General features: G+C 66.7%; 20 protein-coding genes. 12 read left to right on the forward strand and 8 right to left on the reverse strand.

What is annotated here, in order from left to right:
- The first annotated feature begins 2 nt into the window (after nucleotides 1-2).
- Nucleotides 3-3398 (forward strand): efflux RND transporter permease subunit, encoded by a 3396-nt coding sequence (locus B2P87_RS08485; protein ID WP_141891106.1) that lies wholly within the window; start codon nucleotides 3-5, stop codon nucleotides 3396-3398.
- Here B2P87_RS08485 and B2P87_RS08490 read toward each other — a convergent pair.
- Together B2P87_RS08490 and B2P87_RS08495 are read right to left on the reverse strand one after the other, a co-directional pair.
- Complete coding sequence (locus tag B2P87_RS08490) at nucleotides 3368-3829, reverse strand: NUDIX hydrolase (protein ID WP_141891105.1); 462 nt, start codon at nucleotides 3827-3829, stop codon at nucleotides 3368-3370. The two genes, B2P87_RS08485 and B2P87_RS08490, sit on opposite strands and share 31 nt — an antisense overlap.
- A complete protein-coding gene (locus B2P87_RS08495; RefSeq protein WP_244940732.1) occupies nucleotides 3826-4647 on the reverse strand; it encodes a protein-disulfide reductase DsbD domain-containing protein in 822 nt (273 codons plus the stop codon). Before B2P87_RS08495 ends, B2P87_RS08490 begins: the two co-directional genes overlap by 4 nt.
- A 179-nt stretch (nucleotides 4648-4826) precedes the next feature.
- Here B2P87_RS08495 and B2P87_RS08500 point away from each other — a divergent pair, with 179 nt between their 5' ends.
- On the forward strand, nucleotides 4827-5384 hold the full coding sequence (locus B2P87_RS08500; RefSeq protein WP_141891104.1) for a YqgE/AlgH family protein: 558 nt from the start codon (nucleotides 4827-4829) through the stop codon (nucleotides 5382-5384).
- A 292-nt stretch (nucleotides 5385-5676) separates the two neighbouring features.
- Here B2P87_RS08500 and B2P87_RS08505 read toward each other — a convergent pair whose 3' ends face one another.
- Nucleotides 5677-6627, reverse strand: a complete 951-nt coding sequence (locus B2P87_RS08505; protein ID WP_141891103.1) for an L-threonylcarbamoyladenylate synthase — start codon at nucleotides 6625-6627, stop codon at nucleotides 5677-5679.
- Nucleotides 6628-6768: 141 nt separating this feature from the next.
- Between B2P87_RS08505 and B2P87_RS08510 the strand changes: the two genes are divergently transcribed.
- The 5 genes from B2P87_RS08510 to B2P87_RS08530 all read left to right on the forward strand — a co-directional run bounded on the left by B2P87_RS08510 (nucleotide 6769) and on the right by B2P87_RS08530 (nucleotide 10961).
- A complete protein-coding gene (locus tag B2P87_RS08510; protein WP_141891102.1) occupies nucleotides 6769-8472 on the forward strand; it encodes an acyl-CoA dehydrogenase in 1704 nt (567 codons plus the stop codon).
- A complete protein-coding gene (locus B2P87_RS08515; RefSeq protein WP_141891101.1) occupies nucleotides 8456-9523 on the forward strand; it encodes an MBL fold metallo-hydrolase in 1068 nt (355 codons plus the stop codon). The genes B2P87_RS08510 and B2P87_RS08515 overlap by 17 nt, the downstream gene beginning before the upstream one ends.
- 23 nt (nucleotides 9524-9546) lie before the next feature.
- Nucleotides 9547-9999 (forward strand): DUF6173 family protein, encoded by a 453-nt coding sequence (locus tag B2P87_RS08520; RefSeq protein ID WP_141891100.1) that lies wholly within the window; start codon nucleotides 9547-9549, stop codon nucleotides 9997-9999.
- A 183-nt stretch (nucleotides 10000-10182) separates the two neighbouring features.
- A complete protein-coding gene (locus B2P87_RS08525) occupies nucleotides 10183-10317 on the forward strand; it encodes an aa3-type cytochrome c oxidase subunit IV (RefSeq protein WP_008557812.1) in 135 nt (44 codons plus the stop codon).
- 23 nt (nucleotides 10318-10340) lie between these two features.
- Entirely contained in the window at nucleotides 10341-10961 is a 621-nt protein-coding gene (locus B2P87_RS08530) for a hypothetical protein (protein WP_058285149.1), read from the forward strand.
- A gap of 22 nt (nucleotides 10962-10983) precedes the next feature.
- Here the strand turns inward: B2P87_RS08530 and B2P87_RS08535 are convergent, their stop codons facing one another.
- Both B2P87_RS08535 and B2P87_RS08540 read right to left on the reverse strand, forming a co-directional pair.
- The gene (locus B2P87_RS08535; RefSeq protein ID WP_141891099.1) at nucleotides 10984-11313 is read right to left on the reverse strand and encodes an AzlD domain-containing protein; all 330 of its coding nucleotides are present in this window, start codon (nucleotides 11311-11313) and stop codon (nucleotides 10984-10986) included.
- On the reverse strand, nucleotides 11310-12038 hold the full coding sequence (locus tag B2P87_RS08540; RefSeq protein ID WP_141891098.1) for an AzlC family ABC transporter permease: 729 nt from the start codon (nucleotides 12036-12038) through the stop codon (nucleotides 11310-11312). The genes B2P87_RS08535 and B2P87_RS08540 overlap by 4 nt, the downstream gene beginning before the upstream one ends.
- 49 nt (nucleotides 12039-12087) lie before the next feature.
- On the opposite strand from B2P87_RS08540, the gene B2P87_RS08545 reads away from it, so the two are divergent.
- The 4 genes from B2P87_RS08545 to glp all read left to right on the forward strand — a co-directional run bounded on the left by B2P87_RS08545 (nucleotide 12088) and on the right by glp (nucleotide 16301).
- Nucleotides 12088-12978, forward strand: a complete 891-nt coding sequence (locus tag B2P87_RS08545) for a formate dehydrogenase accessory sulfurtransferase FdhD (protein ID WP_141891097.1) — start codon at nucleotides 12088-12090, stop codon at nucleotides 12976-12978.
- 61 nt (nucleotides 12979-13039) lie between these two features.
- Nucleotides 13040-13684, forward strand: a complete 645-nt coding sequence (gene mobA / locus B2P87_RS08550) for a molybdenum cofactor guanylyltransferase MobA (protein ID WP_141891096.1) — start codon at nucleotides 13040-13042, stop codon at nucleotides 13682-13684.
- The gene (gene mobB / locus B2P87_RS08555; RefSeq protein ID WP_141891095.1) at nucleotides 13681-14172 is read left to right on the forward strand and encodes a molybdopterin-guanine dinucleotide biosynthesis protein B; all 492 of its coding nucleotides are present in this window, start codon (nucleotides 13681-13683) and stop codon (nucleotides 14170-14172) included. Before mobA ends, mobB begins: the two co-directional genes overlap by 4 nt.
- Nucleotides 14169-16301, forward strand: coding sequence for a gephyrin-like molybdotransferase Glp (glp, locus tag B2P87_RS08560; RefSeq protein ID WP_141891094.1), 2133 nt, complete (start codon nucleotides 14169-14171; stop codon nucleotides 16299-16301). The genes mobB and glp overlap by 4 nt, the downstream gene beginning before the upstream one ends.
- Nucleotides 16302-16448: 147 nt before the next feature.
- On the opposite strand, the gene B2P87_RS08565 is transcribed toward glp, so the two are convergent.
- From B2P87_RS08565 to B2P87_RS08575, 3 genes are all read right to left on the reverse strand, one after another.
- Entirely contained in the window at nucleotides 16449-17483 is a 1035-nt protein-coding gene (locus tag B2P87_RS08565; protein ID WP_141891093.1) for a hypothetical protein, read from the reverse strand.
- A 21-nt stretch (nucleotides 17484-17504) separates the two neighbouring features.
- Nucleotides 17505-17975 (reverse strand): transcription elongation factor GreA, encoded by a 471-nt coding sequence (gene greA, locus B2P87_RS08570; protein ID WP_008555606.1) that lies wholly within the window; start codon nucleotides 17973-17975, stop codon nucleotides 17505-17507.
- 251 nt (nucleotides 17976-18226) lie between these two features.
- Nucleotides 18227-18607, reverse strand: coding sequence for a VOC family protein (locus B2P87_RS08575; protein ID WP_141891092.1), 381 nt, complete (start codon nucleotides 18605-18607; stop codon nucleotides 18227-18229).
- A gap of 96 nt (nucleotides 18608-18703) precedes the next feature.
- Between B2P87_RS08575 and soxR the strand changes: the two genes are divergently transcribed.
- Nucleotides 18704-19183, forward strand: coding sequence for a redox-sensitive transcriptional activator SoxR (soxR, locus tag B2P87_RS08580; RefSeq protein WP_058285156.1), 480 nt, complete (start codon nucleotides 18704-18706; stop codon nucleotides 19181-19183).
- Nucleotides 19184-19284: the final 101 nt, after the last annotated feature.

The following is a 19284-nucleotide window of genomic DNA, read 5'->3' on the forward strand; positions in this document are numbered from 1 at the left end:
CCGTGGTCCGCAAGCTCCCCCGTCCGGCCCGCGGGCTGTTCAGTTACTTCGCCCGCCACCGCACCGCTGCAAACCTGCTCTTGGTGATCATGCTGGTGCTGGGGGCGGCGGCGATGCCCAATATGCGGGCGCAGTTCTTCCCGGATGTTATCGTCGAGCGGGTGACTGTCTCGGTTGAATGGGAGGGCGCCGGGCCGGAGGACGTGGACAACGCCATCGTCCAGGTGCTGGAGCCGGTGCTGCTGGCGGTCGATGGGGTGGAGAAGACGTCCTCCATTTCGCGCGAAGGGCTGGCAACGCTGACGCTGGAGTTCGAGCCGGGCTCCGACATGGGGCAGGCTACCGATGACGTGCAAAGCGCCGTGGACGGCATCACCTCGCTGCCGGAAGAGGCGGAGGAGCCGGAGGTGCGGCGCGGCGCCTGGCGCGACCGGGTGACAGATGTGGTGATCACCGGCCCGGTGGGGCCTGGTCAGCTGGGCCTCTTTGCGGATGAGCTGGTGGTGCGGCTGTTCGAGGCCGGTGTGACCCGCACCACCATCCGCGGGGTGGCGGCGCCGGAAACCATCGTCGAGGTGCCGACCGCCCAGCTGATCACCCATGACATCACCATGCGCGAAATCGCCGAAGCGATTGCCGCCGAGGTCGACGCGGATCCTGCAGGCGACGTGAGCGGCGCCAATGCCCGGGTGCGCACCGGCAGCGAGAAACGCCAGCCGGATGAGCTGAAAGCCATCGTTCTGCGCACCAACCCCGACGGCTCCGTCCTGACCATTGATGATGTGGCCTCGGTGCGGGTCGAGGGGGTGGACCGCAACCGCTCTTACTTCGTAGGTGACCATCCGGCGATGTCGATCCGGGTCGACCGCTCTGACCAGGGCAATGCAATCCGCCTGCAGGGCCAGGTGCAGGACGTGGTCGCGGAAATGCAGGCCAGCCTGCCGCAAGGGGTCACAGCGCAGCTGATCCGCACCCGCGCTGAACACATCACCGACCGGCTGAACCTGCTGGTCGACAACGGGCTGATGGGGCTTGCGCTGGTGCTGTGCCTTCTGTTCCTGTTCCTCAACACCCGCATTGCGTTCTGGGTGGCGGTGGGGATACCGGCCTCGATGTTTGCCGCGGTGGCTCTGATGTATGCGGCCGGGATCACCCTCAATATGGTCAGCCTGTTCGGCCTGATCATCACACTGGGCATCGTGGTGGATGATGCCATCGTGGTGGGGGAGCACGCCGATTTCCGGGTGCGCCGACTCGGCGAAAATCCGGTGCAGGCCGCCGAGAATGCCGCCCGGCGGATGGCGATGCCGGTCTTTGCGGCGACCCTGACCACGATCATTGCTTTCTTCGGACTGACGCTGGTGGGCGGGCGGTTCGGCGAACTGATCCGCGACATCCCCTTCACCGTGATCGCGGTGCTGGCGGCCTCGCTGGTCGAATGCTTCCTGATCCTGCCCAACCACCTGGCCCATGCGCTGACCCATGCGCAGGCGCGGCACTGGTACGACTGGCCGAACCGGATGGTGAACCGCGGCTTCCGCTGGCTGCGCGACCATGCGTTCCGCCCGCTGATGGGGCTGATCGTCACCGCGCGCTATGCGGTGCTGGCCGGGGCGTTGGCGATCCTGGCCAGCCAGGCGGCGCTGTTCATCAACGGCGATGTGCAATGGCGCTTTTTCAACGCGCCGGAGCGCGGCTCAATCACCGGCAATTTCGTCATGGCCGAGGGGGCTACCCGCACCGATACCCTTGCGATGATGCGGGAGATGCAGCGCGCGACAGAGGCGCTGGGCGCCGAATACGCCGGACGCTACGGCCGCAACCCGCTGGATTTCGTGATGGCCGAGACCGGCGGCAATGCGGGCCGCGGCCTGTCGGGGGTTGAAGGCAAGGAAGCCGACCTGCTGGGCGGGATCTCGATCGAGCTGATCGACGCCGACCTGCGCCCCTATTCCAGCTTCGCCTTTGTGGCGGAATTGCAGGAACGGGTTGCGCGCCACCCAATGGTCGAGACGGTGTCCTTCCGCAGCTGGCGCTCTGGCCCGGGCGGCGATGCGCTGGACGTGCAGTTCGCGGGCGCCAGCGTGCAGACGCTCAAGACCGCCTCAGAGGACCTGAAAACTGCGCTGCTGCGCTTCCCCGAGGTGTCCGCGGTTGAGGACAACCTGGCCTACGACAAGGAGGAGGTGATCCTGGACCTCACCCCGCACGGCCAGGCGTTGAATTTCACCATCGGCAGCCTGGGCCGTGCGCTCAGGGCGCGGCTGAATGGGATTGAGGCAGCAACCTATCCCGACGGGCCGCGCAGCGCAGCGATCCGGGTGGAGCTGCCGCAAAATGAACTGACCGCCGATTTCCTGGAACGCACCCTGATGCGGGCGCCCAGCGGGATCTACGTGCCGCTGGCCGATATCGTCTCGGTCACGCAGCGCACCGGGTTTTCCACCGTGCGCCGCGAGAACGGCATCCGGGTGATCAGCGTGACCGGCGACATCTCCGAGGACGATCCGGCCCGCGCCGAGGCGGTGATGCAGGCACTGCAGGAGGAGATCCTGCCGAAGATCGCCAGCGAGCGGCAGGTCGAATGGCGCCTGTCGGGGCTGGCGGAGCAGGAGCAGACTTTTTTGCAGGAGGCGGGTACCGGCCTGATCCTTTGCCTCACCGGGATTTACCTGGTGCTGGCCTGGATCTTCGCCAGCTGGACCCGGCCGCTGGTTGTGATGGCGATCATTCCCTTTGGCCTCGTCGGCACCATCTGGGGCCACTACATTTGGGAGGTGCCGCTGTCCATGTTCACGGTGGTGGGCCTGTTGGGGATGACCGGCATCATCATCAACGATTCCATCGTGCTGGTGACCACGATCGACCAGTATGCCAAAGACCGCGGGCTGATCCCGTCGATCATCGACGCGGCGGCGGACCGGCTGCGGCCGGTGATGCTGACGACGATGACCACGGTGCTGGGACTGGCGCCGCTGCTGTTCGAACGCGCGCAGCAAGCACAGTTCCTGAAGCCGACGGTGATCACCCTGGTCTACGGCCTGGGCTTTGGCATGTTCCTGGTGCTGCTGGTGGTGCCTGCCCTGGTGGCGATGCAGCGGGACCTGTCGCGGCCGATGACAGCGCTGCGCCGGGCCCTGCGGCGCGGGGCAGGGCGTTTGCGCTGGCTGGTGCTGGGCACCGCGCTGGCGCAGCTGGGCTGGCTGGTGCTGACGCTGGGCTGGGCGATGGCCACGGGGGCGCTGCATCCGCTGCTGCGGGCAGTGCCTGCGCTGGCGTCGATGGAGCCGGTGCGGGCCGGGCTGCTGGCCTGTTTGGCCGGGGCGCTGGTGCTGGCGCTGCTGGCCTATCTGGCTGGCGGCGCGGCCTACCGGTTCAGCGCCCGCCAGCGGGCCTGAGCCAGCCGGGCGACCTCGCCCACCTGATCCAGCAGCTGCAGGCCGCGGTTTTCGATCTCCGCGATGGGGATCCATTCCGCCTGTTCGGCGTCATCATCCGGCAGCGGATCACCACTGGCGTGCGCGCACAGGACCACGGTCAGCAGATACTGGCGCTCCACCCCGCCCGCCGCGGTGCGGACGATGACATCCACATTGGTGAGATATTCCAGCGGCCGGGCGGAGACGCCGGTTTCCTCCATCAGTTCGCGCGCGGCGGCCTGGAGGGCGGTCTCGCCCATCTCCACATGGCCGCCGGGAAAGCCCCACCAGCCTGCGTTCGGCTCCTTGCCGCGCTGCACCAGGATCACGTGGTCCTGGCCATCGAAATGACGGCAGACCACGGCAATGGTGCCAAGCACCGGGCGCTGCGGGCTGTCAGCTGAGCTCATCCGGCGCTGCAGCCCTGAATGTCGACAGAGTGGTTCTGCCCCAGCACGGTGATCCGCAGTTTCGAGCGGTCAATGGCATAGGCGCTGTTGTCGGCAGGCAGAAACTCGGTTTCCGCCACCAGCAGCCCGCCCTCGCGGCGGGTGGTGGTTTCGCCGGCGTAAAGCTTGGGGTTGCCGGGCTCGATCACCGCGATCTCCTCGCCGCCGGCCGGGGGCATCGAGATGCGGGCGGTGACCTTCATGCCGTACTCAGACGGGCGCAGGCTGCAAGCCGCCTGGCGCACGCCAGCCTCCTTGGCCGACCAAGGGCGGCTCGCGAGCGCGGCGGCAATCGCCGGGTTGCGGCCCGCGCTTGCGTCCAGCTGATGGTCGAATTTCAGCTCAGCCGGCACGCAGACATCCTTGCACACCCCCAGCTGCATCCGCCCCTTCAGCCGCACCGGCTTGCCCGGGGTCTCCGGTGTGATCTCCAGTGGCAGCACCAGCTGATCGTGATAGCCGATGGTGCGGTAGCCGGAGGTCAGGAACACTTCGGGAGCAGGCCAGGTGATCGACAGCGCGCCCACGTTGCGCGCGCCGCGCCAGGAAAAGCTGGGCGGGATACCGGCATCGCCGGGCGCACGCCAATAGGTCTTCCAGCCGGGCTGCAGCTTGACCCGCAGCGCGCCCATATAGGTGCCGCGCGGTGTCATGCCGCCGTCCAGCACCTCGATCTCCACGATGCCGCCTTCGGCGGCGCCGGACAGGGCCGGGGAGCCAGCGGCAAGGGCCAGAAGGGAGGCCGCGCAGGCAGCCGCTTTGGTCAGTGTCTTCCTCATGCACAAATACATGCGCCCGGCAGCGCGGTTTGCCAAGTCACGATCCGGTCATGCGCCGCTCATCACCCTGTGTTTGCGGCAAATTTGCTGGAGGCTTCACCGCCCTGCGCGTTTGCGCCCCTTGCGTGCCGGGCGGCTGCGCGTCATGGTGGGGACAGGCAGCAGAAAGATGGAAGTTCATGGATCTGACCGGCAAGCTCTTGATTGCAATGCCTGGAATTGGCGACCCGAGGTTCGAGCACGCAGTGGTATTCCTCTGTTCGCACGGCGAAGAGGGGGCGATGGGGCTTATCGTCAACAAGCCCGCCGACGGCGTGGCGCTGGGCGATCTGCTGGAACAGCTGGACATGGGCGGCGAAGGCAGCGCCGCGGCAGAATTGCCGGTGCGCTTTGGCGGCCCGGTGGAGACACAGCGCGGCTTCGTGCTGCACACGCCGGACTACGAATCGGATGTCAGCTCGCTGAAGGTGCCGGGCGGCTTTTCGATGACTGCGACGCTGGACATCCTGGAGGATATTGCCGGCGGCAAGGGGCCGAAGGACCTGCTGGTGCTGCTGGGCTATGCCGGTTGGGGGCCGGGGCAGCTGGAGTCGGAGATTGCGTTGAACGGCTGGCTGACGGCAGAGGCGAGCCCTGAACTGGTCTTCAGCCTGGCTGATGACAGCAAATGGGAAGCCGCGCTGAAGACGCTGGGCGTCGATCCCTTGACCTTGTCGGCCAGCGCGGGCCACGCCTGACCCGCGGTCGAAAGGGCGATGTGCTTCAGGGCAGGGGGAGTGCTCCCGCCCTTTGTTCCAATCATCAAAGATGACCGGAAAAAGGTTGGGCCCGGCGCAGCGGCTGGCGTCCCGGAGCCTTAAGGACGGTTTCCAATTCCAACTGGCGGCCGGCCTTCCAGCCCATGAGGCAACGCTTGGACAGGCCGCAACGCCCGCCGCGCTTGCGCGGCGCTTGGCCCAACGCTTTGCGGCCCATCTGGGATGGGCCTCAAAGGGGCGGGAGCCCCGCGTGGGGCTGCAAACCCGCCGTTCAATCCCGCGGCGCGGCGGCGCGGTGGAGGCGGTCGTTGATGGCCTCGCCCAGCCCGTGCTCCGGGATTGGCGCCACGGCGATCGGCTTGCCGAGCGCGTCCAGGCGGTGCAGGTGGCCGAACAGATTGGCCGCCGCCTCAGCCAGGTCGCCGCGCTCGGACAGGTTCAGGTCGCACGCGCCGGGGCCGAAGCCGAGGTAAAGCTCGCCCTCGGCAGGCGCGGCGGCATCAAGGCGGACAGGCGCGCCGGGGGCGTAGTGCGACAGCAGCTGGCCGGGCGCGGTCAGCGGATCATGCACATCGCGCACCGCCAGCTTGCGGCCCAGCACCGCCTCGATCTCCTCCGCCGCCAATCCGCCGGGGCGCAGCAGCACCGGCTCTGGCCCCGCCAGGCCGATAATCGTCGACTCCAGCCCGACCCCGCAGGCGCCGTCGTCCAGAATGGCAGCGATGCGCCCGTCCAGACCGGCCTTCACATGCGCCGCAGTGGTCGGGCTGATCTTGCCGGAGGGGTTGGCCGAGGGCGCCGCCACCGGGCCGTCCAGCGCCCTGAGCAGCGCCTGGGCCGCGGGATGCGCAGGCACGCGCACGCCCAAAGTGTCCAGCCCGGCCGTCACCAGCGGCGAGATGCCGTGGCCCTCGCGCAGCGGCAGCACCAGGGTCAGCGGGCCGGGCCAGAACGCCTGCGCCAGCGTCTCCGCCATGCCGTTCCACTCCACATAGCGCTGCGCGGCCTCCGCCGAATGCACATGCGCAATCAGCGGGTTGAAGGACGGCCGCCCCTTGGCCTCATAGATCGCTGCCACCGCTTCGCCCTGGCGGGCATCGGCGCCAAGCCCATAGACCGTTTCGGTCGGGAAGGAGACCAGCTTGCCCTCCCGCAAAAGCTGGGCGGCACGGGCGATGCCCGCTTCCGTTGCGGCAAGGATTTCGGTGCTGTGCTGGGGCATTCCGGGTGACGCGGCGTTTTGGTTGATTGGAACAGGCGTGCGATTAGGTAATCGGTCAAGCCACTGACCATAATAGGCCCGTGCCGGGAAGCCAAGGCTGCCCGCGCCAGGACGCCCCCGAAACACCGCTAAAGGACGCCCATGACCTTCCGTGCCCCCGTTTCCGAGTACGAGTTTCTGCTGAACAACGTGACCGGATATGACGAAATCGCCGCCACCGACCGCTTTGCCGAGGCCCCTTCGGATGTCGTGAGCGCCATCCTGAACGAGGCGGGCAAAATGTGCGACGAGGTGCTGGCGCCGCTGCAGCGCAACGGCGACCTGACGCCCGCTTACCTGGAGAACGGCGTGCTGCGGACCTCCCCGGGGTTTGCCGACGGCTTCAAGGCCATCGCCGAAGGCGGCTGGATCGGCATGAGCGCGCCGGAAGAGCACGGTGGCATGGGGCTGCCGCTGACGGTCGCAACCGCGGTGAACGAAATGATGGCCGGCGCCTGCCTGTCGCTGCAGCTGGCCCCGTTGATGAGCCAGGGCCAGATCGAGGCGCTGGAGCATCACGCCTCCGACGCGATCAAGGAACTGTACCTGCCCAAGCTGATTTCCGGCGAATGGTCCGGCACCATGAACCTGACCGAGCCGCAGGCTGGCTCCGACGTGGGCGCGCTCAGCTCCAAGGCAGAGCCGAACGGCGATGGCACCTATGCGGTCACCGGCCAGAAGATTTATATCTCCTGGGGCGACAATGATTTCTGCGAAAACATCTGCCACCTGGTGCTGGCGCGGCTGCCGGACGGGGCACCGGGCACCAAGGGGATCTCGCTGTTCCTGGTGCCGAAGTTCCTGCCGGACGCTGATGGCAACCCGGGCAAGGCCAACGGCCTGAAGGTCGTCAGCCTGGAGCACAAGATGGGCCTGCACGGCTCTCCCACCTGCGTGATGCAGTATGACGGCGCCACCGGCTGGCTGGTCGGGAAGGAGCATGGCGGCATGGCGGCCATGTTCACCATGATGAACAACGCGCGCCTCGGCGTCGGCGGGCAGGGTGTTGGCGCCGGTGAGGGTGCCTATCAGCACGCGCTGGCCTATGCGCTGGAGCGCAAGCAGGGCAAGACCGCCAGCGGTTTCATCGCTGACCACGCCGACGTGCGCCGGATGCTGATGGAGATGAAGGCGGACCTGTTCGCCTCCCGCGCGATCCTTCTGGCCTGTGCTCAGGCGATCGACCTGCAGACCGCAACCGGCGAAAAGGATTGGGCCGCCCGCGCTGCGTTCCTGACCCCGATTGCCAAGGCCTTTGGCACCGACACCGGCATCCGGGTTTCGGAAACCGGCGTGCAGGTGCATGGCGGCATGGGCTTTATCGAGGAAACCGGCGCCGCGCAGTATTACCGCGACGTGCGGGTGACGGCGATCTACGAGGGCACCAACGGCATCCAGTCGATGGACCTGGTGGCGCGCAAGATGATGGACGGCGGCGAGACCGCCTTTGCCCTCATCGACGAGATCGAGGAGCAGGCCGAGCGCGCCCGCGCCACGCATCCCAACATGGCCGAATCCGTCTGGCAGGCCTGCGAATCCCTGCGTGAGGCCACCGAGTGGCTGGTGGCGCAAGAGGACATGCAGGACCGCTTTGCCGGCTCCGTGCCGTATCTGCGGGCCTTTGCCCGGGTGCTGGGCGGCCATTACCATCTGGCGGCGGCGATGGCGGACCAGGGCGGTGCGCGCGAGAAACTGGCCCGCTTCTACATCACCCGGATGCTGCCGGAACATGCCTCGCTTCTGGCGCACGCTCAGGCGGGGGCCGCGGGCACCTTTGCCCTCAGCCTTGATGAGCTGGCAGGCTGACGCCGTGACCGACATCCCCGACGTTTCGCCCCGCACTCCGTGGCAGGAGCCGCCTGCGCAGGGCGAAGCGATCGAGGTGGCCGAGGGCGTCCTGTGGATGCGCCAGCCGCTGCCGATGAAACTGGACCACGTCAACATCTACGCGCTGGATGACGGCGACGGCTGGACGGTGATCGACACCGGCTTCAACACCCGCAAAAGCCGCGCGATCTGGGACAGCCTGATGGCCGGCCCCTTGCAGGGCAAGCCGGTGCGGCGTGTCGTCGGCACCCACCACCATCCCGATCACATCGGACTGGCCGGCTGGTTTCAAAGCGCACATGGGGCTGAGCTGGTCACCACCCGCACCGCCTGGCTGTTTGCCCGGATGCTGACGCTGGACGTGCAGGAGGTCTGGCCGGAAGAAACCCTCGCCTATTACCGCAGCGCGGGCATGGCGCCGGAGTTCTATGAAAAGCGCGTCAATGACCGGCCCTTCAACTTTGCCGACACTGTGCACCCGATGCCGCTGGGGTTCACCCGGATCAAGCAGGACGACGTGATCCGCATGGGCGGGCGCGACTGGGATGTGCACATCGGCAACGGCCACGCGCCGGAGCACGCTACCTTCTGGAGCCGCGATGACAATCTGGTGATCTCCGGCGATCAGATCCTGTCGACCATCAGCCCCAATATCGGCGTCTACGCAACCGAGCCGATGGCGGACCCGCTGGGCGAATGGCTGGAGTCCTGCGAGCGGCTGTCGAAGCTGGCGCGCCCCGATCACCTCGCCCTGGGCGGCCACAAGCTGCCGTTCACCCGCCTGCCGCTTCGGATGCAGCAGCTGATCGGCAACCACCACGGCGCGCTGGACCGGCTGATGGACCACCTGTCAGAGCCGCGCACGGCCGCAGATTGCTTTGCCCCCCTGTTCAAGCGCACAATCGGCGAAGGCGAGTATGGCCTTGCACTGGTGGAGGCGGTGGCCCATGTAAATCATCTGTACCATACCGGTCAGGTGACGCGCTGGGAGCGCGAAGACGGCGCCTGGCTCTACCAGCGCAAGGGGTGACGCACCCCGGACAAGGGGGAAGCATGACCGACGAGATTTCAACCAGCGCCGAGGCAGCGGAAGCGGCGGTGCTGCCGTGCGTGCATGAAGTTCACTCCGATCCCGATGCCTGCGCAGGGCTGACCGAGGTGCCCGAGAAACTGCAGAAACCCGATGCCTCCAAAAGCCCCGCCCGCTGGGCCTATGAGCGCCTGATCCTCTATATCCAGAACTTCGAGAAACAGCTGGATGCCGAACACGAGGTGGCGATGGGCTTTGCCGGCGGCAATGCCGGGGTGCTGCGGATCGAGGGCATGGGCTATTTCGATCCCGACATCATCACCTTCTACGGCAGCGAGGGCAGCGGCTCCCGGACCCAGCTGGTGCAGCATGTCAGCCAGCTGAACGTGATGCTGCGCGCGGTGCCCAAGGCGCGCCAGGAGGCCCCCGCCAACCGGATCGGCTTCCGCCTGGCCTCCGACCTGCAGCAGGACTGAGGCCCGCGCCCCGGCGCCGATTCGGCGCCGCAACCGGACGCAGCGCAGCAGCGGCCCGGATTGCCGCTGCGGCAGCAGGATTCGCGTCTCATTTCTGTCAGATGCGCCCGATTGACGTGGTGACAGAGCGGCGCAAATCCAGTAATCACCGGAAAAATGCACGTGAATTGAGGGAAAACTCACATGGCTGAACATCAGCACGGCACCATGGATACCACCGTTCAGGAAAAGACCTATTCCGGTTTCCTGACCTTCGTGACCCGCTTCAGCATTGCGCTGGTCATCTTTGCCATTTTCCTGGCGGTCTTCGCGTCCTGATTTATTGAACGGGGATTGCTTCGATGCGCAATCTGCTCTGCCTTGGCGCGGTCCTGGCCGCGCTCGCGGGTTGCGCTGCGCCGCAGCAGCCCAACGCGGATGCTGAAACCCTGGCCCGGGTGGCCTACCGCCACCCCGGACCGCCCGCGCTCACCCTCTATACGATGATCAACAACCGCACCGGGCGGGGTGGCCACACGTCGCTGATGATCAACGCTTCTGAGCGGGTGATTTTCGATCCTGCAGGGTCTTTCTATGCCTCCGTGGTGCCCGAGCGGGACGATGTCATCCACGGCATCACGCCCGCTGTCGAGAAGGCCTACCGCGGCGCCCACGCCCGCAGCACCTATCACGTTGTCATCCAGCGCATTGAGGTCACACCGGAACAGGCGGAGAAAGCCTACCGGCTTGCCCTAAGCAACGGCCGGGTTCCGGGGGCATTCTGCGCGCAGGCGACGATTGGCATTCTGCAGCAGGTTCCGGGGTTTGAAAGCCTGGACCGCACCTTCTATCCGGAAAAACTGGCAGAGCAGTTCGGCCAGCTGCCGGGGGTGGTGACAGAGCGCTATTATGAAAACGACAGCGGCGATTTGCAGGCGGGCCTCGCCAAAAGCAACGCCACGCTCAGCGCCGCTTCAGAGTGATCGTGCCGCCCGGCGCGCAGCGCTAGGCGGCGATATACAACAGCAGCAGCGACAGCCCGCCGGTGCCCAGGGCAAACAGCACGTTTCTGGTCAGATAGCCCGCAGCAAAGGTCGCGGCCGCGGCAGCAAAATGCATCAGGCTGGGCTCGCCTCCGGCGGGGGCAGGCCAGACCACCAGCGGCGCCACCAGCGCCGGAATGATCGCCACCGCGGTATAGCGCAGATGCCGCATCAGCCATTCCGGGATCGCGCGCCCGCCCATGAAGCCGATGAAGGCGAACCGCAGGGCGTAGCTGCCAAGCGCCAGCCCGATGATCACGGTCCACAGCAGCGGTGCGGGAATACTGCTCATTTCGCGGCCTCCGATTTTACCTTCTGCCGGTCCAGCCACAGTTCCGCCTGGGCGCCGGCCACCATGCCGGCAATCCCCGCCACGATAAGCCCCAGGTTATAGGGCAGGGCGGCCGCCGGCAGCGATGCGGCCACCGCCACGAAACAGGCGGCGATATGCGCCGGCGTGCGCAGCATCGGTCCGATCATCGCCAGAAACGCCAGCGGCAGCACGAAATCCACGCCCCAGCTCTCCGGAATGCGGGTGCCGACCAGCGCGCCAAGCGCCGTGGCAATCACCCAGGCCGGTGCCACAATGCCATTGGTGCCGAAGAAATACGCCACCCGCTGCGCCAGCGGCATTTCCGGCTCGGTCTCGAATTTGACGATCGACAGCGCATAGGACTGGTCGACCACGAAATAGGCCGCCAGCGCCCGCTGCCACATCGGCGCATCGCCCAGGTATGGCGTCAGCGAGGCCGAATACATCGCCATCCGCAGGTTCACCGCCAGGGCCGAGATCAGGATGATGATCAGCGGCGCGTTCTCCTGCATCAGCTGCAGCGCGGTGAACTGGGCGGCGCCTGCAAAGACCGCGAGGGAGAAGGCGAACGCCTCCGGGACGATCAGCCCGGCCTCTGCCGCCAGCACCCCGAACAGAAAACCGAAGGGCGAGGCCATGAAAATGAAAGGCGCGCTGTCGCGAAACCCCTTCCAGAAGGCCGATTTGGTGGTGGTGATTGCCATCTGCGCGTCCTAGATTGCGTTGAACCGCCCTAAGGCGGACGCAGAAGGAATGCAATTGGTGAGCATTGATATCACGTCAGAATATCTGATCGCCCCCGGCGTCGCAGACCCGCGGCTCACCCGCGCCGTCACCGGCACCGACCAGAACGGCGAAGCGGCTGAGATCGCCGTGGTCGAGGAGCGCCCGCTGACCATTTTCCTGAATTCGCAGGAAATTGTCACTGCGATGACCATTGGAGATTACCCGGAATATCTGGCGCTTGGCTTCCTGCGCAACCAGCGGATGCTGCGCGACGGGGACGAGGTGACCCGCGTCGATTATGACGAGGACCTGGAAACCGTGGTGGTGCGCACTGCGGTGGAAACCAGCCACGAGGAAAAGCTGAAGAAGAAGACCCGCACCTCCGGCTGCGCGGTCGGCACCGTCTTCGGCGACATGATGGAGGGGCTGGAGGACGTGCGCCTGCCCGAGGCCAAAGTCCGCACCTCCTGGCTCTATACGCTGGCCCATAAGATCAACCGTACGCCGTCCCTGTATCTGGAGGCCGGCGCCATCCACGGCACCGTGCTCTGCCGCCAGGACCGCCCGCTGGTCTATATGGAAGACGTCGGCCGCCATAACGCAGTGGACAAGATCGCCGGGTGGATGCTGTCGGAGCAGGCGGAGGCCGCGGACAAGATCCTTTATACCACCGGCAGGCTCACCTCGGAGATGGTGATCAAGACGGCAATGATGGGCATTCCGGTGCTGGCGTCCCGTTCGGGCTTCACCGCCTGGGGCGTGGAGATCGCCCGCGAGGTTGGCCTCACCCTGATCGGCCGGATGCGCGGCCAGCGGTTCATCTGCTTGTCCGGTGAGGAACGGCTGGTGCGGGACATGGACCCGAAGGACGCGCCGGTGGAAGAGAAGAAGCACCGGCGGAAGGGTGCGGACGGGTAACCGGATTTCGCGTGAAATCCGGCCCGGAAAACACGTGTTTTCCGCCGCAGGAGGAGAAGGCATGACAGAACAGAAGCCTTTGGGCGTAATCCTCGCAGGCGGCCTCGCCACCCGGATGGGCGGCGGCGACAAGGGGCGGCTGCAGGTCGGCGGCCAGAGCCTCCTCTCCCGCGTGGTCGACCGGCTCGGCCCTCAGGTCGCGGGCCTGGCGCTGAACGCCAATGGCGACCCGGAGCGGTTCGCCGACCTGGGCCTGCCGGTCATTGCCGACTCGATCGAGGGCTTTGCAGGTCCGCTGGCGGGTGTCTTGGCAGGTCTCGATTGGGCGGCAGAGCAGGGCGTTGAAACCATCGTCACCGCCGCCGCCGACACGCCGTTCTTCCCGCAGGATCTGGTCGCCCGGCTGACCGCCGCTGCACAGGGCATGGAGCACCCTCTGGTCCTCGCCACCACCCCACGCACCGGCGATGAGGCGCTGAAATCCGGCGGGCGGAGCAAAGTGAACCGGCACCCGGCCTTTGGCCTCTGGCCCGTCGCTCTGCGCGACGACCTGCGCGCCGCATTGAACGGCGGGCTGCGCAAGGTGGTGCTGTGGACCGACCAGCACGGTGGCCGCGAGGCGCTGTTTGAGGCCGATCCCTTCGACCCCTTCTTCAACATCAACACGCCAGAGGACCTGGCCCGCGCCGAGGCGCTCTTGAAGTGAAGATCTATGGCGTCACCGGCTGGAAGAACAACGGCAAGACCGGGCTGATGGAGCGGCTGGTGGCGGAGTTCTGCGCCCGCGGATACACCGTCTCCACCATCAAGCACGCCCATCACGCAACGGACGTGGACCAGTCCGGCACCGACAGCCACCGCCACCGCCAGGCCGGCGCGGCGGAGGTGGTGCTGGCCTCTGCCGGGCGCGTGGCCATCATGCAGGAGTTGCGCGGCGCAGCAGAACCGCCGCTGGCGGAGCTGCTGGCCCGTCTCCTCCCGGTCGACCTGGTGCTGGTCGAGGGCTACAAACGCGAACCGCACCCCAAGATCGAGGCCTACCGGCAGTCTGCCGGCACCGATCTGATTGCGCCGCAGGATCCCAGCATCCGTGCCGTTGCCAGCGACACGGCGCTAGAGCTGGACCGCCCTGTCTTCGATCTGGACGGCACCGCCGCGATAGCTGATTTCATTCAGGCGGAACTGGATCTGTGAGCGTTTTCGACACCGTTCTGGCCGTCGACTGGTCTGCCGCCAAGCGTAAACCGCCGCGGGAAAGCAAGGACGCGATCTGGCTCGGCGTGGCACGCGGCGGCGTCGCGGAACAGCAAATTTACTGCCGCAGCCGGCAGGAGGCGGAGGCTTGGATCAGCCGCTTCCTGGAGCAAGAGCAGGCCGCGCGGCGGCGGGTGCTTGCAGCCTTTGACTTTCCCTTCGGCTATCCGCGCGGTTTCGCGCGCCGGATCACTGGATCGGATGACCCCTTCGCCGTCTGGCACTGGCTGGAAGAGCGCATCGAAGACGCTGAGGACGGCAGCAACAACCGGTTTGACGTCGCTTCCGAGATGAACCGGCTGTTTGCCGGCACCGGCCCGTTCTGGGGCAAGCCGCACCAGACACGCTGGCCGGATATTCCCTACCGCAAGGCCGGTATCGCTTACAAAGACGTGCCGGAACGGCGCCGCGCGGATCTGGCAGCCAAGGCGGCCTCCTCCTGCTTTCAGCTGTTTTTCAATCCGACGGTTGGCAGCCAGGTGCTGATGGGGCTGCCGGTCCTGCAGCGGCTGCGTCTTCGGCACAAGGCGGCTGTCTGGCCTTTCGAAAACATTGCGGCCGCGCAAATTGTGTTCGCGGAAATTTGGCCAGGTTTGATCGAACCCGCCGTGAAGGCTGCCATGGCTGCTTCCGGCCCGGAGGAAATCCGCGACCGGGTGCAGATGCGGCTGTTGTCGCAAGCGCTCAGCCGCGTGCCGGCGGATGAGCTGAGTGAAATGCTGGCCGCAGTGCCTGAGGAAGCGCAAGAGGAGGCTTGGATTTTGGGCACGGGACACGATGACCGCTTGAACGCGCTGGCCTGGGATAAGCCGGGCGGGCTGACACCGCCGCCGCTCAGCAACGATTGTTTTGCCTTGCCCGCAGGCGTCGACTGGACTCCGGTGGATGATGCGCTGGCCCTGCTCCGGGACAGGCTGGGGCCGGTCACCGGTGCTGAAACCGTGCCGCTGGCAGACGCCCTAGGCCGGGTGCTGGCAGAGGATGCGCTGGCCAAACGCGCCAACCCGCCGCTGCCGAATACGGCGGTGGATGGCTACGGCTTTGTGGGCGGCAGGGCAGAGGGGCCGCATGAGCTGCCGCTGGTGCCGGGGCGCGCCGCCGCCGGCGTGCCGTTCGGCGGCACGGTTCCCAAAGGCAGCGCCGTCCGCGTCCTGACCGGCGCCGCGCTGCCCGATGGCGTGGATACCGTGATCCTGGAGGAAGACGTCAACACCGACGGCACCCGGATCGCCTTCAACGGCCCGCTGAAACAGGGGGCGAACACCCGCAAGGCGGGCGAGGATGTCTGCGCGGGCGAACGCATCCTGCCCGCAGGCCGGGTCATCACCCCGGCCGATCTGGCCCTGGCCTCCGCCACCGGGCTGGCGCAGCTGACGGTGCGGCTGCCGCTGCGGGTGGGCGTGCTCTCCACCGGCGATGAGCTGGTCGAGGCGGGAGAAACCGCAGGCAAGGGGCAGATCTTCGACGCCAACCGCCCGATGCTGCTGGCGCTGATCCGCCAATTGGGCTTTGTGCCGGTGGATCTGGGCAAAGCCGCAGACGACCGCGCGGCGCTGCGGGCGCATCTGGACGGCGCCGCGGCGCAAACCGATGTGATCCTGACATCAGGCGGCGCGTCGGCGGGGGATGAGGATCATATGTCGGCGCTCTTGCGCGAGGCGGGCGCGCTGCAGGAATGGCGCATCGCGCTGAAACCCGGGCGCCCGCTCGCGCTGGGCATGTGGCAGGGCACGCCGGTGTTCGGACTGCCGGGCAACCCGGTGGCGGCGCTGGTCTGCACGCTGATCTTCGCCCGCCCCGCCATGGGGCTGATGGCAGGCGCCGGCTGGCAGGAGCCGCAGGCGTTTGAAGTCCCGGCCGGTTTTGAAAAGCGCAAGAAACCGGGCCGCCGCGAATACCTGCGGGCGCGGGTGCGGGACGGGCGCGCCGAGGTGTTCAAATCCGAAGGCTCCGGCCGCATCAGCGGCCTCAGCTGGGCGGAAGGGCTGGTGGAGCTTGGCGACAGCGCCGCGGAGATCAAGCCGGGCGATCTGGTCCGCTTCCTCCCCTACGGCAGCTTTGCGATGTGAACGGCGCCCTCCCGCCCGCGGCCCGGCGCATCAAAGATGCTTGCCCGCCGTTGGGCCCGGCGCCGCGCTGACGCCCGGCGCCGCTCCGCTCTTTCATCTTTCCAGAAATACTCGCGCCGCAGGCAGCGGCCCGTCAGGGCCGCCCGATCAATCAAACGTCCCGGCCACCCGGCCCAGCAGCATGAAGGCGCGGGCGGTGCGGGTGTTGCCTAGGGCGGAAATCTCGCCGTCGGTGGCTTCGGCCTCGAATTCCGCAAACATCTGGTCGAACCGGCGCAGAAAGTGGTGCGCCGCGTCGCGGAAGATCGGGTCCTGTTTCATCCGCGCTGCGGTCAGCGCCAGCGAGGTGCGGTCGCGCACGCCGCCAAGCGCCGCCACCGCGCGGCCGCGCGCGCCCTGTCCGAACTGGCGCCAGACCTCGGGCCGGGCCATGTCGGGCCGCAGGTCGTCCATATAGATGCCGTCCTGGCTGAGCAGCGTCAGCACGTCTTGCGAGGCCTGGATCACCTGCGCCGCCTTGCGGTCCTTGAGCGCGGCGCGCAGCGCGGCAAAGCCTTCTTCATCCTCGGCGGTTTCCGGGAAATTCAGGGCGCGGATGAACTGATCCGCAGGCAGCGGCGGCGCGGTGTCCGTGGCCTGGGTGCCAAGCGCCAGCGAACCCTGGCCGGCGGCAGTCATCTCGGCGGCCTCGGCGGGGATTGCCGGGCGCACCGGATTGGCGCGGCGGCTGGTGTGGAAGGTGGCCAGCGCGGTTTCGGTCTTGCGGGTCGCCTCGGCGATCTCCTCCAGCCGCTTGGCCATCGACGGCTCGGCCACCGCGGCATGCTGCTGGGCCTGGGCCAAATAGGTCTGCCGCAGCCCGTCGATGGCGGCCTGCAGCTGTTCGCTCTCCTCCCGCATCACCCGGGCCGAGCGCGCGGCAGAGGCGGCGACCCACAGCATCGCCAGCGGCAGCACCACCGCCAGCACACCGGTGATCAGATCGGTCCATTGCGACAGGCCCGCGCCATCCGGGGCAAAGACATAGAACGCCACTGCCGCCAGCAGCCACAGCGCCCCCAGCCCGATGGCCACCAGCTCGGCCCCGCCCAGCCCGCTGCCCGCGGGCGCGTCATAGCTGCGCAGCGGGCGTCCGCCTGCGGAGGTCGGGCTGGAGCCCGGGCTGCTGCTGGAGCCTGTCATGACCATTCACCGCCTTGCAGATCAGGAATAGACGATCTTGAGAATCTCGTAGGACCGTTCGCCGCCGGGCGTGCGCACTTCGACACTGTCCCCTTCGTCCTTGCCGATCAAGGCGCGCGCGATGGGGGATTTGATATTCAACAGCCCCGCTTCGATGTTGGCCTCATGCTCGCCGACGATCTGCCAGGTCTTTTCCTCGTCGGTGTCCTCGTCCACCACGGTCACCTTGGCGCCGAACTTGATCGCCCCGTTCAGCTTGGCCGGGTTGATCACATCGGCCAGCGACAGGATGCCCTCCAGCTCCTTGATGCGGCCCTCGATGAAGGACTGTTTCTCGCGGGCAGAGTGGTACTCGGCGTTTTCCGACAGGTCGCCCAGCTCGCGCGCTTCGGCGATCGCCTGGATGATGGCCGGGCGTTCGACGGATTTCAGGGTTTTCAGTTCGCTTTCCAGGGCAGCGTGACCCGCCGGGGTCATCGGGATCTTTTCCATGTGGTTGGTCCAGGTCGCTCTTTATGTTTTGTTTTTGTCAGTACGAAAGCCGGAGCCCCGCAGCATGTGCCGCGGGGCGTCCGGTCCGGTTGACAATTACCTGACCCAATCCGGTGCCTGATTTCAAGTGGCCGCGGGGGCTGCTGGCCCGCAAATCCGCCTAACTGCGTGCTTTGGCCGGCTTTTCCACAGGAATGCGCAAGAAAATGCCGTGCGCGGGCAGCCGCGGAAGCCCCGCTTGCCACAGGAGATCAATCATATTGCACCGCCTCGTATTCGATGCCGTTTTCATCGTGGAAATAAAACCGGCGGCCCGGCTCGTAGTCGCCGTGGTTCATCGGGGTGAAGCCTGCAGCCTTCACCGCGGCCTCGGTGGCGTCCAGATCCTCCACGATCACCGCCAGGTGGTTCAGCCCGCCGATAATGCCGTAGCTTTCCGGCGCTTTGCCTGCAGAGGTGCGCGGCGTGTAGAGCGCCAGATAGCTGTTTTCCCCGCCCACATGCACAGTGTAGCCGCCGTTCTTGGCCTCGCCCTGCCAGCGCACATGCCAGCCGAAAACATTTTCCATCCAGGCCGCGGTGCCATGGGGGTCTGCGACGGTGACATTTGCATGTTCCAGAACTGCGCTCATCGGAAATCTCCTTTTGCCTGAGCAAACCTGTTGATGCGACTCACCCTAGGTCCTAAACCTAACTTTAGCTCAAGAGATTTCTTCAGGGAGTTCCCCATGCCCCAGTCTGCCGGGATTTCCATCGGGTATCTGGCCGAACGCACCGGCCTCGCGGTGTCCGCCATCCGCTATTACGAGGCGCAAGGCCTGGTGGAGCCCTGGCGCAACGCCGGCGGCCAGCGGCGGTTCCAGCGGGCCGACATCCGGCGGCTCAGCTTCATCATGATCGCGCAGCAGTTCGGTTTTTCCCTGCCGCAAATCCGCGGCTTCCTAAAAAGCCTGCCGGGCAGCCGCACCCCCACCAAAGACGACTGGGCGCGCATTTCCGAGAACTTCCGCAGCCACCTGGACCAGCGAATCGAGACCCTGGTCAAGCTGCGCGACAATCTGGACGGCTGTATCGGTTGCGGCTGCCTGTCGCTGCCGAACTGCAAGCTTTACAACCCCGAGGACCGGGCGGCACAGAAGGGGCAGGGACCCCGGTACCTGATGGGAGACCGGCCCGAGACAGAGATGGCGGCGGAAAATGATCCTTGAGTGACGATAATGGACGCACTTTTTGTCTCAGTTGCCTGTTTTACAGGTGTTTGACGCGGAGTTTGGATTGACCCATGGGGGCGCCGAACGCTAAGCAACCG

Source organism: Leisingera sp. UBA4491 (assembly GCF_002388965.1).
GTDB classification, from domain to species: Bacteria; Pseudomonadota; Alphaproteobacteria; order Rhodobacterales; family Rhodobacteraceae; genus Leisingera; species Leisingera aquaemixtae.

Bases quoted from the DNA above. Each gene is read 5' to 3' on its own strand.
- B2P87_RS08490 (WP_141891105.1), bottom strand. From the start codon at position 3,829: ATGAGCTCAGCTGACAGCCCGCAGCGCCCGGTGCTTGGCACCATTGCC.
- B2P87_RS08495 (WP_244940732.1), bottom strand. From the start codon at position 4,647: ATGAGGAAGACACTGACCAAAGCGGCTGCCTGCGCGGCCTCCCTTCTG.
- B2P87_RS08500 (WP_141891104.1), top strand. From the start codon at position 4,827: ATGGATCTGACCGGCAAGCTCTTGATTGCAATGCCTGGAATTGGCGAC.
- B2P87_RS08505 (WP_141891103.1), bottom strand. From the start codon at position 6,627: ATGCCCCAGCACAGCACCGAAATCCTTGCCGCAACGGAAGCGGGCATC.
- B2P87_RS08510 (WP_141891102.1), top strand. From the start codon at position 6,769: ATGACCTTCCGTGCCCCCGTTTCCGAGTACGAGTTTCTGCTGAACAAC.
- B2P87_RS08515 (WP_141891101.1), top strand. From the start codon at position 8,456: ATGAGCTGGCAGGCTGACGCCGTGACCGACATCCCCGACGTTTCGCCC.
- B2P87_RS08520 (WP_141891100.1), top strand. From the start codon at position 9,547: ATGACCGACGAGATTTCAACCAGCGCCGAGGCAGCGGAAGCGGCGGTG.
- B2P87_RS08525 (WP_008557812.1), top strand. From the start codon at position 10,183: ATGGCTGAACATCAGCACGGCACCATGGATACCACCGTTCAGGAAAAG.
- B2P87_RS08530 (WP_058285149.1), top strand. From the start codon at position 10,341: ATGCGCAATCTGCTCTGCCTTGGCGCGGTCCTGGCCGCGCTCGCGGGT.
- B2P87_RS08535 (WP_141891099.1), bottom strand. From the start codon at position 11,313: ATGAGCAGTATTCCCGCACCGCTGCTGTGGACCGTGATCATCGGGCTG.
- B2P87_RS08540 (WP_141891098.1), bottom strand. From the start codon at position 12,038: ATGGCAATCACCACCACCAAATCGGCCTTCTGGAAGGGGTTTCGCGAC.
- B2P87_RS08545 (WP_141891097.1), top strand. From the start codon at position 12,088: ATGCAATTGGTGAGCATTGATATCACGTCAGAATATCTGATCGCCCCC.
- mobA (WP_141891096.1), top strand. From the start codon at position 13,040: ATGACAGAACAGAAGCCTTTGGGCGTAATCCTCGCAGGCGGCCTCGCC.
- B2P87_RS08565 (WP_141891093.1), bottom strand. From the start codon at position 17,483: ATGACAGGCTCCAGCAGCAGCCCGGGCTCCAGCCCGACCTCCGCAGGC.
- greA (WP_008555606.1), bottom strand. From the start codon at position 17,975: ATGGAAAAGATCCCGATGACCCCGGCGGGTCACGCTGCCCTGGAAAGC.
- B2P87_RS08575 (WP_141891092.1), bottom strand. From the start codon at position 18,607: ATGAGCGCAGTTCTGGAACATGCAAATGTCACCGTCGCAGACCCCCAT.
- soxR (WP_058285156.1), top strand. From the start codon at position 18,704: ATGCCCCAGTCTGCCGGGATTTCCATCGGGTATCTGGCCGAACGCACC.